Origin of the sequence: Mesorhizobium sp. M1396, assembly GCF_040317725.1 — a bacterium.
In the GTDB taxonomy this organism is placed as follows: Bacteria; Pseudomonadota; Alphaproteobacteria; order Rhizobiales; family Rhizobiaceae; genus Mesorhizobium.
Genome location: NZ_JAMYLA010000038.1, coordinates 47,191 through 64,377, shown reverse-complemented (window position 1 = coordinate 64,377; position 17,187 = coordinate 47,191). Strand labels below are relative to the sequence as shown.

Below are 17,187 nucleotides of genomic sequence, written 5' to 3'. Positions count from 1 at the left end.
TGGAGCCTTGCCATGGCATTCCTGAGCGGTCTTTCCGCGTTCCCCATCACCCCGACCAATCGTGACGGCCGCGTCGATAGCGTTGCCCTGCGCAGGCTGATTGCTCGGCTTGGCATTGCTCAGGTCGATTCCATCGGTCTTCTCGGCAGCACCGGCACATACATCTATCTGTCGCGCGAGCAACGGCGGCGGGCGCTCTCCGAGACCTTGGACCAAACGGCGGGGCAAATGCCGGTCGTGGTGGGTGTGGGCGCGCTGCGCACCGATGAAGCCGTGGGGCTCGCGCAAGACGCCAAGGCCCTTGGAGCAGCTGCGGGTTTGCTTGCCGCCGCCTCCTACACCCCGCTTACTGATGACGAGGTGTTCGAACATTTCTCCACCGTGGCGCGCGAAAGTGGCCTGCCGATCGTCGTCTACGACAATCCAGGAACGACGCATTTCCATTTCAGTCCACCCCTTGTCAGCCGCCTGGCAAAGGTGGCTGGGATTGTCGCCATCAAGAATCCGACAGACAAAAGCGATGCGATCAAGAACCACCTGACCGCCCAGAGGCGCACACTGCCGGAAGGGTTCTCGATTGGTTACAGCGGCGACTGGAACGCCGCCGAGGCCATGATTGCCGGCGCCGACACATGGTACAGCGTCCTCGCGGGCATCCTGCCCGAGGTCTGCATGACGATCGTCACAGCGGCGCAACAGGGCGATGCGGCCGAAGCGCGACGGATCAATGCCGCGCTGGTCCCGATCTGGAGCCTCTTCAAGGAGTTCTCGAGCCTTCGCGTCGTCTATGCACTCGCTGAATTGCTCGACATTTGCAGTGCCGAACCCCCGCGTCCCATCCTGCCTCTGCCCCCAGCAGCGAAGCGCCAGATCGCCGCCGCGTTGAAAGGTTTGCCATCGGATGCCAGCCGGTGAACAGCAAACCCCGTTCGGCAAGTGAAAGGTATTTACCCGCTCATTTCGAGAACTGATCGAAAACAACGCACTCCGCGTGCTGATAGCCATGGCTGGAGCGGTCTCGACGCCAATCACACCCCCTTCGAACTCGACAATCGACTGCGGAGGTACAGACTGCGCAGGGCACTCCGCCCATGCCGCACCGTTCGCCTTCAAACTAGGAATCGGTGGTTTATCCATTGGAATGGCATCGAGCCGGCGCTTTACTTCCGGCCCGGTGCGCGCATTGAAGCCGGTGCCAATGCCGCCGGCGAACACCAGATTTCCGTCCTCGACATTCGCCAGAGCACGCTTCCCGACCGCCGTAACTGTTGCCGGGTTCGCAGCCGATGACGATGAACTCATCACTCGGCACGCATTTTGTCTCACCCATTCTTGGCGCCGGCCGGATCGATATGGACTGACACGCAGCTTGGAGACGATGCCCTCGAGGCCGAACTGGGAGACTTGCGCGAGAATGTCGCTGCCGCCGCTGATCTCGTCGCTCAGAACGATGCCGTTTGGCGGCGTCTCAGCAGGTTAACTAGCGCTTTGCGCCGATCGACGAGTGGCCGATCGCGAAGACCCTCGCCGTCGATCTTGAGCAGGTCGAAGCCGGCAAGCATGGTCCTGACGTCTCCCGCCGCGGCCAAGAGCCCGCTGAAGACTGGGAATGCGCGACAAGCCTTCTGGTCAACGACGAACGCCTCACCGTCTATTATCGCGTCCGAGGCGCCGAGCTCGGCCACCGCCCGGGACGATAGCCGGAAACCTGAGGGTCCAGTCGTGGAGGTTGCGGGTCGAGGTAGGCCCCCATCGATAGTAGTCCCATTTCATTTCGTGTAGCCAATCAGGGCCCTGCCGGACGCGGCCGACCAGCGGTCGATGTTCGCGACGACCCGAATGTCCAGTCTCGTGTAACCCAGCCTAAAGCGGCCTGTCCGCCCAAAAAATGACATTCAGTTGCCTCCAGCCTTTCGACACGACCCACTTCACGATCTCGTAACTCGCCAACCTAGCGGCTTGTTGCTTGAGCTGCGCGTTCCTACGGTGTGGTCGCTAGGCCTCAGCAACAAGAGCTCGGTTGCCAGGCGGGCGGAGGCTCAACGAGATAGCCAGCTCAGGACAAGGAGAGCAAGCAATGGTCGCTTTTACCCTCAATGGCGAGGCGCGAACACTCGACGTCGATCCAGAGATGCCGCTGCTCTGGGCGGTCCGTGACGTCATCGGACTCACGGGAACGAAATTCGGTTGCGGGCTTGCCCAGTGCGGCGCTTGCACGGTTCACGTTAACGGCATGCCGACGCGCTCGTGCCAGACCGCAGTCGGCGACATCGAAGGAGCCTCGATCACCACCATTGAGGGTGTGTCGGGCAAGATAGGCGAAACGGTCCAGGCCGTGTGGGCCGAGTTCGACGTACCTCAATGCGGCTATTGCCAGTCTGGCCAGATCATGTCGGCCGTGGCCCTCCTTACAGAAACGCCTAAGCCGACGGACGATGATATTGATTCGGCGATGAGCGGCAACCTCTGCCGCTGCGCCACCTATCATCGCATCCGCGCGGCCATCCACGAGACCGCCAACCGGCTGGAGACTTGAGGCATGTCGCAGTTTCTCTCGAAGCATACTGCCGTGCGGCCCACGCGCCGCTGGTTCCTCGTCGGCGCGGGCGTCACCACCGGCGGCCTCGCAGTGGGCTACCGGCCAGTGCTGGCCGCGCCCGACATCGCACAAACGACCCCTGCAAAGGTTCAGGCGAACCCCTTCCAGACCTATGTCGAGATCACAAAGGAGAACCGAATCATCATCCACTCCTCGCAGTTCGAGATGGGACAAGGCTCCTATTTCGGCATCGCCACCCTGGTTATGGAAGAGCTCGACGGCGACTGGGCGCAGGTGGACGTGGTCGGCGGATATGGCAATACCGCGTTCTACGGCAATCTCGCCTGGGGCGGGGCCGCACAGGCAACTGGTGGCTCCACGTCGATGGGCTCGTCGTGGGAACGCTACCGCAAGGCGGGTGCTGCCGCACGGGCCTTGCTGGTGGCGGCCGCGGCGCAGCGGTGGGACGTGCCAGCCGGCGAGATCAAAGTCGCTTCCGGGGTCGTGTCGCACGCCTCAGGGATGCAGGCGCGCTACGGTGACCTGGCTGAAGCCGCAGCGGGAATGCCGGTTCCCGACGACGTGCCGCTAAAGCCGCGCGACAAGTGGGCCCAGATCGGATCGGACAGCCTCAAGCGCTACGATTCCGCCGGCAAGACCAACGGCGCGCAGACCTACACGATCGACCTCATGATGGAGGGACTCCAGACGGCCGTTATGATCCATCCGCCGAAGTTCGGCGCCGAGATCGAGAGCTTCGACGCAACCAAGGCCAAGGCACTCGACGGCATTGTCGATGTCGTCCAGACGCCGCGAGGCATTGCCGTGGTTGGCAGGGACACCTGGACGGCGCTGAAGGGCCGCGACCTCGTGGAGGTGACCTGGAACGAGGAGAAGGCCGAAGAGCGCGGCACGGCCGAGATCATGGCCGAATACAACAAGGCAGCAGACGATCTGGGCGCGGCCACCGCGCGCGACGACGGTAACACTCCCGCAGCGTTCGCCAGTGCTGAGAAAATCATCGAGGGGCACTACGAATTCCCCTATCTTGTCCATGCTTCGATCGAGCCACTCAACGCGGCCGCCCGAATCAACGAAGACGGCACCATCGACGTCTGGGGCGGACACCAGATGCCCGACCTTTATCAGGCGGCTGCCGCTCAGGTAGGCGGCACCACGCCGGACAAGGTGAGGCTGCACGTGATGAAGACCGGCGGCAGTTTCGGCCGCCGCGCGGTCTTGGATGCAGATGTCATTATCGAAGCTGTTTCCACAGCGCGTGCACTGGGACGCGGCAAGCCAGTGAAGGTGCAGTGGACCCGCGAGAATGACATGCGGGGTGGGCGGTACCGGCCGGCCTATGTGCACGCAGTCAAGGCGGGGCTCGACAAGAAAGGCAATGTCGTCGCTCTCCATGACCACATCGTGGGCCAATCGGTCTTGGGCGGTTCGACCTCTGCGGCGATGATCAAGAACGGCATCGATCCAACCTCCGTAGAGGGCGCCACCAACCTGCCCTATGCGATCCCGAACCTGAAGGTCGAGCTGACCACCACGGACGTGAACATCCCGGTGCTGTGGTGGCGTTCGGTAGGCTCCACCCACACCGCTTACGCGGTGGAAACCCTGATCGATGAGCTCGCCGCCGCTGCGAACCGTGATCCGGTCGACTTCCGCTTGTCAATGCTCGGTCACCATCCACGGCATGCCGCCGTGCTTAAAGTGGCTGCTGAGAAGGCAGGCTGGGACAAGCCTCTGCCGGAAGGCCGTTTCCGCGGCGTGGCCCTGCATGAAAGCCTCTCGACCTATGTCGCCGATGTGGTGGAGATCACCCTCAACGATGAAAATGGTTTCAAGGTCGACCGCGTCGTCTGCGCGGTAGATTGCGGCACCGCGATAAATCCTGACCAGATTCGCGCTCAGATGGAGGGCGGTATCGGATTCGGGCTAGGTGCGATCCTCCAGGAGGAGCTGACCCTGAAGGGCGGTGTCGTAGACCAAGAGAACTACGATACCTATACACCGCTCAGGATCGAGCAGATGCCGCGAGTCGAGGTGCACATTGTGCCGTCCGAGGAGCCGCCCACGGGAGTTGGTGAGCCAGGTGTGCCGCCGATCGGCCCGGCCGTCGCCAACGCGCTACGGGCGGCGACGGGCAAGACTATCCGCAAGCTGCCGATTATAAAGAACATGTCAGGAATGACACCATGAAACAGCCGCGATGAAGATCGCGCCGTTTTCGAACGCCTCCTGACAGGCGCTCATTTCCATTGGTCAAATTCCGGCGGCTGCCCGCTCCAATATCCGGTTTGGAGACGGCACCCCGTGTTCTGAACGACCACAGACGGGCCTTGGCGCCGGTTCCACTGAAGAACCGCTTTCGAGACGCAAACGCGTCCACTCCATGAAGAGCACAACCGTATAGCACCAGGAAGGCTAGCTATCTCCATCGCTTCGGAGACCCAGGCACCCTCAGAAAACCGAACCTCCCGAGCTCAGAGGCGCTCGTGATCACAATCGCGCTGGTGCGTGGATCATTGTTCAAGGGTTTGTCAATAGGCAGGCGAGATGGCCGATCGACATGATCTTCGCCCGAGGCCCTACAAACACAATGCCAGCCGCTGTCACGGAGTCGCGAAGACGAAGGCAATGAGGGTCGACGCCGATACTCATCGTTTGGTTGACAGAGCGCTTGGAATGCCATGCGCTTCACATCGGAGTAGCCATCCGGGAAGCCTGAAGCGCTTTGAAAACGCATGTGCTGCGGCTGTTATTCATAGCGTGGATGACTTTGATCAAAACAATCGATTTCATCACTCTTCCGGAATCGTGCATGGACAAAAAAGAGCCTCACGCACCAATCACACGCTGCTCTATCGCGTGACGAAAGCTGCCTTAGGAATAATCCAAAGGAGAAAATCTTCGATGCGCCCTGACGTGCAGTGGAGGTCGTGCCGAGAAAGTGAGTTGCAACTGGCCGACAATGTCGGGCGGTGCGACCATGGTCGCTTCGGAGAATGAAATCGGGCCAGTTCACGGGGGCGGTACTGTTATCGTCGACGGCCGCCCTTCCCAAGACAGGCGGCATCGCAAGTTGGTTCTGCCGATGAAAACAACATCGCCGGATACATGTCAGCAGCCGCTCAGGATTGGATGATCCAGCCAAGCTCTCGGCGTGATGGCACTGTAGGCGTCACAGTCGAAGCATCTCATTGATCGTTTATGGGGCTTTCTTCGATGCCGCTGATGCCTGACGGGCGGTCGCAGCTGCAGGCGACAACACGGCCTATTTAGTTGGAAACAGTCGAGGTAAGCCAATTTGGCTTCCCGTTACTATCTGGAGAAAGAAATGCTGTGCCTAGGAATCAGCGGCGGACTTGACCAAGTCCATGAAAACCGATTCGAGCGTCAGAACGCCTTTATGCACGATGGCGCCGCGGTGCTCGTCCGAGACGGAAAGGTGATAGCCGCCGTAGAAGAGGAACGCCTCAATCGAATCAAGCACTCGAACAAGCTGCCAAGTGGTTCGATTCAATACTGTCTCTCGACGGCCGGGGTTCAGCTCAGCGACATTGATCGTGTCGCGGTCTACGCCAGCGAGCCCTATGCCAACGCCATGCTTGAAGGTATGTCCGCTTCCCAACCGGACATTCTCTCCACTCCGTTGGATGCTAAAATGTTGGTGCAGAACCTGTTAGCGCGTGAGTTCGGCACTAAGTTGGACAGTTCGCGTATTTCATTCGTAGGTCATCATCAGGCGCACGCCGTGAGCGCCTTTGCAATGTCGGGCTTCGAACAAAGTCTCATTCTAGCGATTGATGGCTGTGGTGATTTCCTGTCGGGCCTTGTGGCGGTAGGGTCTGGCACAGAAATTACGCAAATCGAGGCTTTCCCGGAGGACAATTCTCTTGGGCTGTTTTATCTCGAGACGATCCGCTGTCTCGGCTACGGCATGTTCGACGAGTATAAGGTAATGGGACTCGCGCCCTATGGCGACCCCGCTCCCTATCGCGAGCTCTTCGAGCAGTTCTACGAGCTCTCCGCCAACGGTGGCTACCGTGTTCACCTCGACCGCATCGGTCCGGCGTTGCTCCGCAACATCGAGATCAGGCGAAAGGGAATGCCTTTCACCCAGCAGCATCGAGATGTGAGTGCGTCACTGCAGGAAGCGCTTGAGCGGATCGTGTTCCACATTCTCCGGCACCACCGTGAGGCCACCGGCATGAAGCGGTTGTGTCTGGCGGGAGGGGTAGCCCACAACTGCACGATGAACGGCAAGCTGCTGTATTCAGGGCTTTTCGAAGACATCTTCGTGCAACCCGCGTCTCACGACGCTGGCTGCGCATTGGGAGCTGCGCTGATAGTCTCTAACGAGATGGGCCGCCCCGCGCCGCGTGAGCGACTGCAGGAGGTCTATTGGGGTCCTGATCTCGGGAGCGACCGCGCCGTGGAACAGGAACTGAATGCATGGTCCGGACATCTCGAGGTTGAACGCTCTTATGACGTAGCGAGCAGTGCAGCCCACTGGATCACCAACGGCGCCGTGATCGGCTGGGTGCAGGGTCGTTCGGAGTTTGGGCCACGTGCGCTGGGCAACCGCAGCATTCTTGCCGACCCTCGGCCCGCTGCAAACAAGGACCGGATCAATGCCATGGTCAAGAAGCGCGAAGGCTATAGGCCTTTCGCACCATCTGTGCTGGAAGAGGATGCGAGCGAATTTTTCGACCTCCCGGACGGTAAGCACGAATTTCCATTCATGAATTTCGTCGTTCGCGTGCGTGACTCAAAGCGCGCCTTGTTGGGTGCCATTACGCACGTCGACGGTACGGCTCGGCTGCAAACAGTATCGCGCGATGCCAACCCCGCTTACTGGGAGGTCATCAATGCGTTCAAGAAGCGGACAGGCACTCCAATTCTGCTCAATACGTCCTTTAACAACAATGCTGAACCGATCGTGGATACGGTTGCAGACGCGATTGCCACATTTTTGACGACAGAGCTGGATGGACTTGTGGTCGGGCCCTTCTTGGTAAAAAAACGGGCTGCAACGCTGCAGGATTGGACTGCGCTTGCGATTTCATTGCCTCCCTCAGTCTCCCTCCATCAAACCCGTGCTTACACAGCGCGAGATCATCAGGAGACTGTCTGCGAGATTATTCCGAACCACTCCAGCATTGACAGTGTGCGAATTTCAAACGACCTGTTTAATCTGCTGATGCGGATTGAGGGCGAAGCCGTGTTAAGCGATCACCTCAATATAATTGCGCCGGATCAGGCTGAGCATGAAGCTCTGCTGGAGGACCTGCGAAGACTGTGGGAGCAGCGCCTGGTTCGGCTGCATCCCTCACAAGCTGCTCGGATGGATCATGGGTCCGATAAAACGCCGGACCAGCCTAATAGGCTATCAATGTGATAGAGATGCCGCTCAAGCTCGGCCAATCAATAGTGTTCATCGACCCCGCCTGCGAGCTCACCGCTGTGATTTGGGGGGGTCGAGGTCGCCCTGGTCAGTATGCTTAGGAATGCTTTGAATGGGTCGTGTGCCTGGGTTGGAAAGGCGGGTCTGGCCTCACCGGACTTCTGTGTCGAGAGGTCCAGCCCGCAGAACTTTAGAAACTGGCGATGATGACCTAAGCGGCGAAGATCGCCGGCTTCGGCAATGACGGTCAATGCCTTGATCGGTCCGATGCCCGGGATTTGTCGCAGGAGCTGGTAATCCTGGCTGTGCCGCAGCAGATCGTCGGCCTGTGCTTCGATCTCATTGCGGTGCCGGATCAGGCTGCGTGCTTCGTCAATGACCATCCGGAACATGCGAATGGCAGGCGCATCAAATGGCAGTGGCAGTCCGATCGCTGGGCGCGCCGTCTCGAAAATATCCATCAGAATCTGTGTCTTGCTGACCTTGCGGCGGACGACATCCCAAGCTGCTGCCACAAACTCCTCCTTCGTCAGCGCCGTGATGCTTGCTGGGGTCGAAAAGGCATCGAGGAAGGCAAAGAACCAATCGCTGCGGCTGTTCCCCCGGAAGCGATCGATCTCGGGAAAATACAGCGGCAGGTAGTTGTCAGGATGCGGTGCTGGATCTCGGTCTTGGCCCTGGCGATCGCTTCATGTGTCTTCGACAGTTCCTGCACGTCGTTGATGCCGGCTCGCAGCGGATCATGGTAGACCTGCGTCGCCTGGATCCTGAGCATGTGTAGGATCACCTGGGCATCGATCTTCTTGCCGAATATGACGCCGAAGGCCTCAAGAAGCCCAGGCATCTGTTCTCGATTTTGCCTACTAGGCTGACGAGAAGGTCGCGTGCCGACAGCAGCACCCGCACGACACAGGTGCCGTGGCTCTTGGTGCGAACCTGCTTAAACCATCCGGTCCGTCCGATCTGGCAAGGCCCGCCGCTCGTCGGGGCCCGATTTGTTCGGCATCATCGAGAGGGCGGCGCTTGACACGATCGGAAGTCCGCGCTTCGTTAACTCGTTCCAGAGCCAGACCGCAAGCGGTCACGGCTCCATGCCGATCCGCTCCGTCTCCGCAGTTCACAGTCCCGCCCGCATCTCCCGGTCGGGCCCGGGTAGCCATTGCGCTGCAAGGCGGGTCTGATCGCTAGGGCGGCGCCCGCCACCATCTCCATCATCGGTTCGGCGACATAGCCAATCATCTCCCGTAAGAGAAGTGCTTTCAGGCAAGTTCCGCAGGTTCAAGGAGATCGTTGACGGCGGCCACTTGGGAGCTGCGTCGAGTGCATGGTCGAGCTTGCCGCCCAAGGTACGTGGCTTCGAAACGCGTGCGATTGCGCCTCATTCAAGACCGGTAGCGGGTGGTCGCCGACATACGAGGGGGCGCAGGCGCCTGAAACGAACCCGTCGGCCACTACGGAGCAATCCTGCCGCCTGACCAGGCGCGTGGGAAAGTATCACAACGGTGACCACAGCGTCGCTTCAGGCCGTCAAAAGCTATTGCCGTGCGTCAAGGCGGGCTAGGTGACCCGTCGGAGGCCGGCACCAGCGGCTTTGTCGGGACAAGACAAATGCTATTGGGATTTGGCCGCCGCAGCCGCGAGCATCGCTTCTCCCATCGCAATGGCCCCTTGGGCACGCAGCATTTCACCAGGGTTCTGAATGTCGCGCACCTCTTTGTTCTGGCTGAGTTTTGATTTTCCAACCAGGCCGGTGATCTCGATCTCCAGGGCGACGATTGCCTTAACCATCGTGTCGATGAAGTCCTTCGGCGCGTCGCCCATCTTCCACGGGGCAGGCTGCGAGGCTTCTTGCATATGAGTGAGCTTCGCCACGTTACGGCGTACATATCGCTCATCATCCCGGACAGTGATGCGTCCGTGGGCGTGGACGACGAGATAGTTCCACGTCGGCACCTGCTTGTGGAGTTCGTGCTTGCTTGGATACCAGTTCGGCGAGATGTAAGCGTCGGCCGCACGGAAGATTACGAGAACCTCATCGCCATTGGCGACTTCCTCCCAGACTGGATTCTTGCGAGCGACATGGCAATTGAGAACGCCCTTGTCTCCCTTCGAGCGGTCAAGCTCGAAGGGGAGGTGGTTCGCGTCCAGTGTGCCTTTGCTTTGGGTGACGAGGATACCAAGCGGGTGTTTCTCGATAAGCTCGAACAGGGCGTTCTGATCAGGGACGGCAAAATGAGGCGGAACGTACAACGGTTTATCTCCTGTCGCGAATGTGCGGTTGCTAGTAATCGGCGGAGCCTTACGGAACGGGCTCCTGAATCTTCGCTGCCGTCGACGAGTGCCCCGGATCTCGGTGTCCACCACGCTCAAGAACCGCCATCGAGAAATGGGCGGGCACATCAGATGCCGCCGCGTATGCGTGCGGTTGGTCAGTGACAAGCCGCGCACTCTCGCCTTCGCTTAAAATGACCACATGGGTACCTACCACAACGCTCAGGGCACCCTGACTGACCGAGATCAACTCGCGCGTATCCGGACTATGAGCATCTGCGGAAAACACGTCGCCCGGCATCATGACCCAGCTCCACAATTCGAACATCGTGCGCCCCGAGGTCGATGAATGAAGTTGTGCAAAGCTTCCCTTGGCGCTTGTCCAAAGCGTCCTCGTCTCTGTCGGCTCAATAGGAAGGCGAACTGTGGAAGGATCGTCATTCAGCAAATCGGCCACGGAGAGCGAAAACGCCGCCGCCAGTCGGCAAAGTATGCCGATACTAGGGTTCGCCTTGCCTTGCTCCAGCGAGACGACGGTTCCCTTGGACAAGCCGCTCAGTTTTGCCAGGCGATCCAGGGTCAGATTTTGGTCGCGCCTCAAGTCTCGGATTCGAACAGCTATCGCTTGCCCAAGGACCTGCTCGGCATCAAAGGCTGTCGTAACATCGGTCATTATATTGACTTAGGACCTCGGCTCACCTATTGCGGTCAGTATAATGACCGGGGCGAAATTGCAACTGCCCGTTAGGAAGGAAATAACCGATGCGTTTTGAGACGAAGGCGATCCACTGCGGCCGAGGGGTCGACGCGTCCACGGGGGCCGTATCCATGCCGCTGCACACCAGCACGACGTTCGAACGCGGTGTCAACGGGTCATTTCCGTCCGGCTTCGAATACACAAGGGATGGAAATCCTACACGCAATGCGTTCGAGGCGGCCATGGCGACGCTTGAGGGAGGGGAAGACGGCATCGCCTTCGCTTCGGGCATGGCCGCGATCGCTGCAGTTTTCGAGAGCCATCCGTCGGCGGGTCGGATCGTTCTGCCGGATGACATGTATTTCGGCATTCGTTCGCTGATCGAAGAGACCGACATTGGGTCTCGTTTCGACTTTGCCCCAGTCGACATGCGCGATTTGGACGCTTTGCGCGCCGCGGTGACATCGAAGCGGACTGGCCTCGTCTGGATCGAGACGCCGTCAAACCCGATGATCCGCGTTGTCGACATTGCGGCCATCTGCGCAATCGCGCACGAGGCAAACGCCTTGGCGGTGGTGGACAATACGTGGGCCACCCCAGTGCTTCAACTGCCACTCGAAATCGGGGCAGACGCGGTGATGCACTCGGCGACAAAGTACATTGGCGGCCACTCGGATTTGATGGCCGGTGTCGTCATTGTCCCAAACGCGTCACCCCTCGGTCGCCCATTGCGGATGGTCCAGAAACACAAGGGCAGCGTCGCAGCGCCCTTCGACTGTTGGCTGGCGTTGCGGGGCCTGCAGACATTGCCGGTCCGCATGCGCGCCCATTGCGAAGGCGCCCAGAAAGTGGCCGAGGCCCTGGCGTCTCATCCGCGCGTCGAAAAAGTGCTCTTTCCTGGCCTGCAAACTGACCCGGGACACGATCTTGCTACGCGGCAAATGAGCCATTACGGAGCGATGCTATCCTTTATCGTCGAGGGCGGAGCCGATGCTGCAATGGCCGTGGCCGGCCGCCTGAAGATTGTTGTCCGGGCGACAAGCCTTGGCGGGACGCATTCTCTGATAGAGCATCGCGCATCCGTTGAAGGTGCGAAGTCCAAAGCGCCAGGCGGATTGCTGCGAATTTCTGTAGGGCTTGAACATCCTCAGGACATTATCGATGACCTGATGCAGGCCCTAGGCGAAACCTTCAAAGCGGGAGTCCAATGACGGGTGCAAGAACTCTGGCGCCGCTTTATGTGGCGGCTGGCGCAGCCGACGATCGGCAGAACAATGTTCCTGCTGAGTAGAACGCACGTCCTCTGGTGAACCGCTATCGCCGTGTCGCATCGTCTCGGGCGCGTGGTCGCATGGGTGATGAACGTCTTCGGGTTTCTGGACGATGGCCACGCGCTCGACCGGAAGCGGAAATACCCAGATTTGCCGTTGACCTACTGCTGCTCAACCTCGTCGGAGATCGCGGTCAACAGATGGGATGGATGTGCTGGCACTACGGCAGTTTGACAAGCCGGCCATCGGGGCGCTAGCACCGTCCAAAGCCAAGAGTCGCAGGGCAGAACTGACCGCACCAAGCGGGCTGCGGGACCCATCAGCTAACGGCCAGGTTGGTACCTCAACGCGCATCAGCACCGTGGATGCCACATTGTCCTTGTTGCGAGCGCGATCTCGGAACTTCGTTGTGACGCAGTCAGTGCACAGAGCGCACCGCTGCAAGCAAATGAGCGGAAGAACGACACTCAGTGGAGGTGAGAAGTGATGCGGCGTCAAGATCCTCCGCGCTTTGCGGCAAACACACTGATCCCTCTTCACAACCCGGTCTTTCGTTCTATCTGGACAGCCACGCAGATATCCAGCCTTGGCTGGCTGGTGCAGAGCGTGGCTATAAGCTGGCTCATGGCCACGATTTCAGCCTCCGATCTGATGGTTGCGCTCGTACAGGCTGCATCGACACTGCCCGCGTTCTTCTTGTCGATCCTTGCTGGAGCCATTGCAGACAGCTTCAGCCGCCGTGGCGTGATGCTTGCCGGACACTGCCTGATCGCACTGGCATCCACGGCGCTGGCACTCTCTGTGGGACTGGGCTTTGCTAGTCCATGGCTAATCCTGGGACTGAGTTTCTTGGCCGGATGCGGCTTTGCCTTGAACGATCCAGCCTGGCACGCCTCGGTCGGCGATATCCTGGAAAAGCGCGACATACCCGCTGCAGTGACGCTGATGTCGGTGGGGTACAACGTGGTTCGGAGCATAGGACCGGCGCTGGGCGGTGTAATCTTAGCTTTGCTGGGCCCCCTTACGGCTTTCGCCCTCGCTGCGCTAAGTGACCTGGTCCCGTTGAGCGCTGTTTTGCGCTCACAGTGGCAAGTTCGCTCTTCGCCTCTTCCGCGCGAGCGGATGACTACGGCCATTCATGATGGCATGCGATTCACGGCGATATCCTCAGAGATCAGAGTGGCGATCGTGCGTGCAACCCTGTTCGGGCTATCAAGCATCTCGATCCTTGCTTTGCTCCCCCTCCTGGTTCGCGACCAGCTGGCGGGAGGGCCAATTGTGTACGGCGTGCTATTGGCCGGCTTCGGCACAGGCGCCTTCATCGCCGGCATTGGCAGCAGCTACTTGAGACGCATCACGTCCCAGAACCGATTGATCACGCTCGCATCCGTTGCTTGCGCAACGTGCTGCCTTTTGATGGCCCTCACATCGTCGGTGGCTGTGGCGGCGATCGCGCTTGCAATCGGTGGCGCTGGCTGGGTTGTCACCTGGACCGGAACCGACGTGTGTGTGCAGTTGGCAAGCCCAAGGTGGGTCGTTGGTCGCACCCTGTCCATTTATTACGCCCTGACCTACGGCGGCATGGCAGCGGGTAGCTGGATCTGGGGTGCTGTCGCGCAGTACTATTCGCTGACGTGGGCTTTGGAAGGTGCTGCAGCGGCACTGTTGCTGGTCGCGGCTGTGGGAAAGCTATTGCCGGTGCGGCTATGGGAGGAATCGGATCAAGCGGCCGTCGACTTCAGGCCACCAGAACTGGCCCTCCCTTTGAAGCCCAGGAGCGGTCCGATCGTGATCAAGGTGGAGTACTCGATACTCGAGGAGAGTATCGATGAATTTCTGAGCTGCATGCGCGAAAGGCGGCGCGTTCAGAGCCGCGCCGGTGCGCGGGACTGGACCCTCCAGCGAGACCTTCAGAAGTCGACGCTTTGGACCGAGACATTCCGCACGCCGACATGGACGGACTATCTTCGTCTAAACCATCGACTAACGGTGAATGACAGGGACATAGGCGAGCGCCTTGCCGCTCTGCACATGGGTGATTCTCCGCCTCGCATCTCACTTTCAATCGAGCGGTCGACAAGCCCCGCCCCCGGCAGCCAAGTCCAGCCTGTGCCTTTTGTATCGCGCCCGTGAGAAAACCAAGACTTGTCTGGGCTTGGACACGGAACGAGCTATTGCAAATCGTTCCGGCCGGTTAGGCGAGCATGAGGATTCGCGTGGCAATTATGTCCATCACGGATCCCATGTTCCGCCCGAGACCCCCCTCTCTGCCGCCAGATCGGCTTGAGCACGGATTCAGGTCGCCTGTCCTTTGCATAGCGGCGGGCAACGAATAGCAAGGGGGCGGAGGGTATCCCCGTCTGCGAAGCGGGCAGAGGAGGAATCCGCAAGGCGGGTTGCTGGGGAGACGGGCCGCGCGCCTCTTTCCGCCTAGTTTTCTCCGTTACAAAGTCCCCCCGGGACGGACTGCCAGTTCACGCCAGGGCCAACAGCATGGTTGCTCGCACGGGCGACCGCCGCGTCTGCCGGTCCTGCGAGTAGAATGAGGGAAGTGCGGCTTCATCCTCGATGCCAGAACTCGCGTCGCCGTACCGCGGCCGCCAGAGCCCCTTTCGCTGTCACGAGTCAGCCCACCTTTCTAGCTGGCAGCCCATCGGGAGCCGATCCGCAGCACCTGTCGGCGCGCCTTCCGTGTCAACGCAGAACATGATGCATATTCCCAGCGCTTTTTGACAGAGCGAACTACAAAATGCAGAACACTGACTCTCCGCCAAATGAATGCTGCGAGCAAGCAGCAGGCGGAGGAACTCCGTCTGGGCTGAGTATGTGTTTCAACGCGGACAAATAAATTGTAGCCAGTTCACGAAACGCCGGGCCCGCTCCTCTGGCGTCCGATCGTCCAGGAAATCCCCTCGGCGCGCACCACGCCAGACACCTCCTTACCGATATGATGCTCAAGCACCGGCCGCCAAGGCACCAGCGTGAACTCGCGCGATTTCTCGATGACACCGTATTTTCCGCCGGCGAGCTCGACGCAGCGGCGCAGCGTTCCGTCTATTCGATTGCCATGCCGCGCTTCAGAATACGAGAGCCCGAGTTCGTCCGAGAGCTGACTGGCAACACGGTTCAGCTCTCGTTGGCGCAGCATTGAAAGCATGTTGGCGCGATAGATGACCCGATCCTGCGCATCATGGGCAAGACCTTGCGCGATCAGCCACTGCTGTCGGCGGGCCTGGACCTGACGTACTTCGCGACCGAAGCCAGAGTCGCGCAAGGACTCAGGGTGGGCTGATACCAGCTCCTGGTCGATCCAGGTGGCGCCGTCGAAGCCTACTTGGCTCTCCAGCGGCATTGATGAGAGCTTGTCAACGACAACAGGCTGGGCCCTCGCTCGCTGACGCTCGTAATCCGCGACGCGGTTGAGATGGTCGGGCGCGACTGTCCATGTGCCGTCCGGCTCGCGCTCGACGCCACCGGTCGCACGGCGGATCGCCTCCAGTCGCCGCACGTGCGTTTCGGCAAAGCGTTCGGTGGCCGAGGGGTCATGCTTGAGATGTATATCGATGCTGTAGCGCCCGTCGTTGACCGTCGCGATGCCGGCAATTGTGCGGTCGACTTTTCTTGGCCCGGTGTCCCTCGGCTTGACCCGCACTATGCAGCCCTCTGGTGTCGGTTGGGTGGCCTCGCCTTTGCCGATATCAAAATAGTGGCTTTTGCCGTCCACGCCGTCGACGACGAGGTAATGGCGGTCAGTGATTTCGTCGGCCAGCCCGCGCCCGACGACACGTCCGACCACGGTTTGAGCCGACCCGTCGGATCGATCGTGGATAAGATGGTCGGCGGCACTGCGGACGAGCCCCTTGCCGGTCAGCTCGCGATGGATGGTCTTGACGATGTCGCCGCGCGCGCCGATGCGGCGTAGCGTGGCTTCGAGCTCATCCTCCAGGCGCCAGCGACCCGCAGGCATCTCCTCGGCGAGGCCCATCCGCTCGAGCTTGCGCAGGCGGCCCTGGTGCAGCGTCTGGCGAAAGGTGTCTCGGCTGGCCGGTGAGACACACCCCTCATCGTCGCGCATGCGCATCAGCTGCCGGTCGATGCTGGTGAAGCGTTCCTGATCCATCTCCTGGCGCAAGCGCTGCTCGATCTCGCGGTCGGTGCGCGGGCCAAGGTCGAGGCTAACCAGTTCGGCTGCGCGCTCGCGCAAGCCAGAGGAGATGTAGTCCCGCGCTATGACGAGGTTTTCGCCGTGATCATCCCTGCCGCGCACGATGATGTGGGTGTGGGGATGGCCGGTGTTGAAATGGTCGACGGCCACCCAGTCTAGCCTGGTGCCGAGGTCTTCTTCCATTTGCGCCATGAGGCGCCGGGTGAGCGGCTTCAGGTCATCATACTCGATACCGTCTTCAGGGGCGACGATGAAGCGGAACTGATGACGGTCACCGTTCGCGCGATCGAGAAAGGCCCTGCCGTCCGCGCGGTCATTGTCGGCAGCGTAGAGCTCGCCACGCTCGCCTTCCCGGGTGACGCCGTCGCGCTGGAGGTAGCGGAGGTGCGCACGAGCGCCGTCGACTCCCTTGCCGGCCAGCTTGACGATGCGTGCCTTGACGACTGCGCGTCGCTGCCGAAACGCCGCGTGGCGGTCGCGCGGTGTAAGAACTGCGGCAGCAGCCCCGCCGCGCCCCACCCGGCTTCCGATGAAGCGGCTGCCGCGTCCGCTCCTGCCGCCTGCTCGGTTGACCGCGGCCTGCACCTGGCCAGCGTAGCGTTTGCCCGCCTTCGAGCCGCGCGAGCCAATTTTGCCGAGCTTCGGCGTGAATTCGTCATCCTGCATGCGGCCTCCGATGAACGAGCAGCAATTTCAGAGGCTTGCGCGCCAGACCCTCCTGGAGCCGGGGGCAACCTCCTGGGAAAAAGATGTGCAGACAAAGACTTGGCCGCCTCCAGGAGGCGCTGCCTTTATCTTGCCTTCCGCGCACCTGCCGTATGCGTC

The 17,187-nt window shown here is 60.5% G+C and carries 10 protein-coding genes and 1 pseudogene; 6 read left to right on the top strand and 5 right to left on the bottom strand.

What is annotated here, in order from left to right; translation table 11 throughout:
- Positions 1-12 precede the first annotated feature (12 nt).
- The gene (locus tag NKH02_RS23235) at positions 13-915 is read left to right on the top strand and encodes a dihydrodipicolinate synthase family protein (RefSeq protein ID WP_352546074.1); all 903 of its coding nucleotides are present in this window, start codon (positions 13-15) and stop codon (positions 913-915) included.
- A gap of 527 nt (positions 916-1,442) precedes the next feature.
- On the opposite strand, the gene NKH02_RS23230 is transcribed toward NKH02_RS23235, so the two are convergent.
- Positions 1,443-1,685, bottom strand: coding sequence for an ATP-dependent DNA ligase (locus NKH02_RS23230; protein WP_023766628.1), 243 nt, complete (start codon positions 1,683-1,685; stop codon positions 1,443-1,445).
- 392 nt (positions 1,686-2,077) lie between these two features.
- Here NKH02_RS23230 and NKH02_RS23225 point away from each other — a divergent pair, with 392 nt between their 5' ends.
- The 3 genes from NKH02_RS23225 (at position 2,078) to NKH02_RS23215 (ending at position 7,952) form a co-directional block, all read left to right on the top strand.
- Entirely contained in the window at positions 2,078-2,536 is a 459-nt protein-coding gene (locus tag NKH02_RS23225) for a (2Fe-2S)-binding protein (RefSeq protein ID WP_023689394.1), read from the top strand.
- Between the two features lie 3 nt (positions 2,537-2,539).
- Positions 2,540-4,750: a xanthine dehydrogenase family protein molybdopterin-binding subunit gene (locus NKH02_RS23220; RefSeq protein WP_352553823.1), complete on the top strand. Its 2,211-nt coding sequence runs from the start codon at positions 2,540-2,542 to the stop codon at positions 4,748-4,750.
- 1,138 nt (positions 4,751-5,888) lie between these two features.
- Positions 5,889-7,952, top strand: coding sequence for a carbamoyltransferase family protein (locus tag NKH02_RS23215; protein ID WP_023783763.1), 2,064 nt, complete (start codon positions 5,889-5,891; stop codon positions 7,950-7,952).
- A gap of 149 nt (positions 7,953-8,101) precedes the next feature.
- Here the strand turns inward: NKH02_RS23215 and NKH02_RS23210 are convergent.
- The 3 genes and pseudogenes from NKH02_RS23210 to NKH02_RS23200 form a co-directional block, all read right to left on the bottom strand.
- Positions 8,102-8,754: pseudogene (locus NKH02_RS23210) on the bottom strand (transposase); the annotation flags it as partial.
- A gap of 815 nt (positions 8,755-9,569) precedes the next feature.
- On the bottom strand, positions 9,570-10,208 hold the full coding sequence (locus tag NKH02_RS23205; protein WP_352679273.1) for an FMN-binding negative transcriptional regulator: 639 nt from the start codon (positions 10,206-10,208) through the stop codon (positions 9,570-9,572).
- A 49-nt stretch (positions 10,209-10,257) separates the two neighbouring features.
- Positions 10,258-10,902 carry a helix-turn-helix domain-containing protein gene (locus NKH02_RS23200; protein WP_352631704.1) on the bottom strand — a complete coding sequence of 215 codons (645 nt, stop codon included), beginning with the start codon at positions 10,900-10,902 and terminating at the stop codon, positions 10,258-10,260.
- A gap of 89 nt (positions 10,903-10,991) precedes the next feature.
- On the opposite strand from NKH02_RS23200, the gene NKH02_RS23195 reads away from it, so the two are divergent.
- Both NKH02_RS23195 and NKH02_RS23190 read left to right on the top strand, forming a co-directional pair.
- On the top strand, positions 10,992-12,137 hold the full coding sequence (locus NKH02_RS23195; protein ID WP_352604082.1) for a trans-sulfuration enzyme family protein: 1,146 nt from the start codon (positions 10,992-10,994) through the stop codon (positions 12,135-12,137).
- Positions 12,138-12,683: 546 nt separating this feature from the next.
- Positions 12,684-14,330 (top strand): MFS transporter, encoded by a 1,647-nt coding sequence (locus tag NKH02_RS23190; RefSeq protein ID WP_031203413.1) that lies wholly within the window; start codon positions 12,684-12,686, stop codon positions 14,328-14,330.
- Between the two features lie 727 nt (positions 14,331-15,057).
- Here the strand turns inward: NKH02_RS23190 and rlxS are convergent.
- Entirely contained in the window at positions 15,058-17,028 is a 1,971-nt protein-coding gene (gene rlxS, locus NKH02_RS23185) for a relaxase/mobilization nuclease RlxS (protein ID WP_352631707.1), read from the bottom strand.
- Between the last annotated feature and the right edge of the window lie 159 nt (positions 17,029-17,187).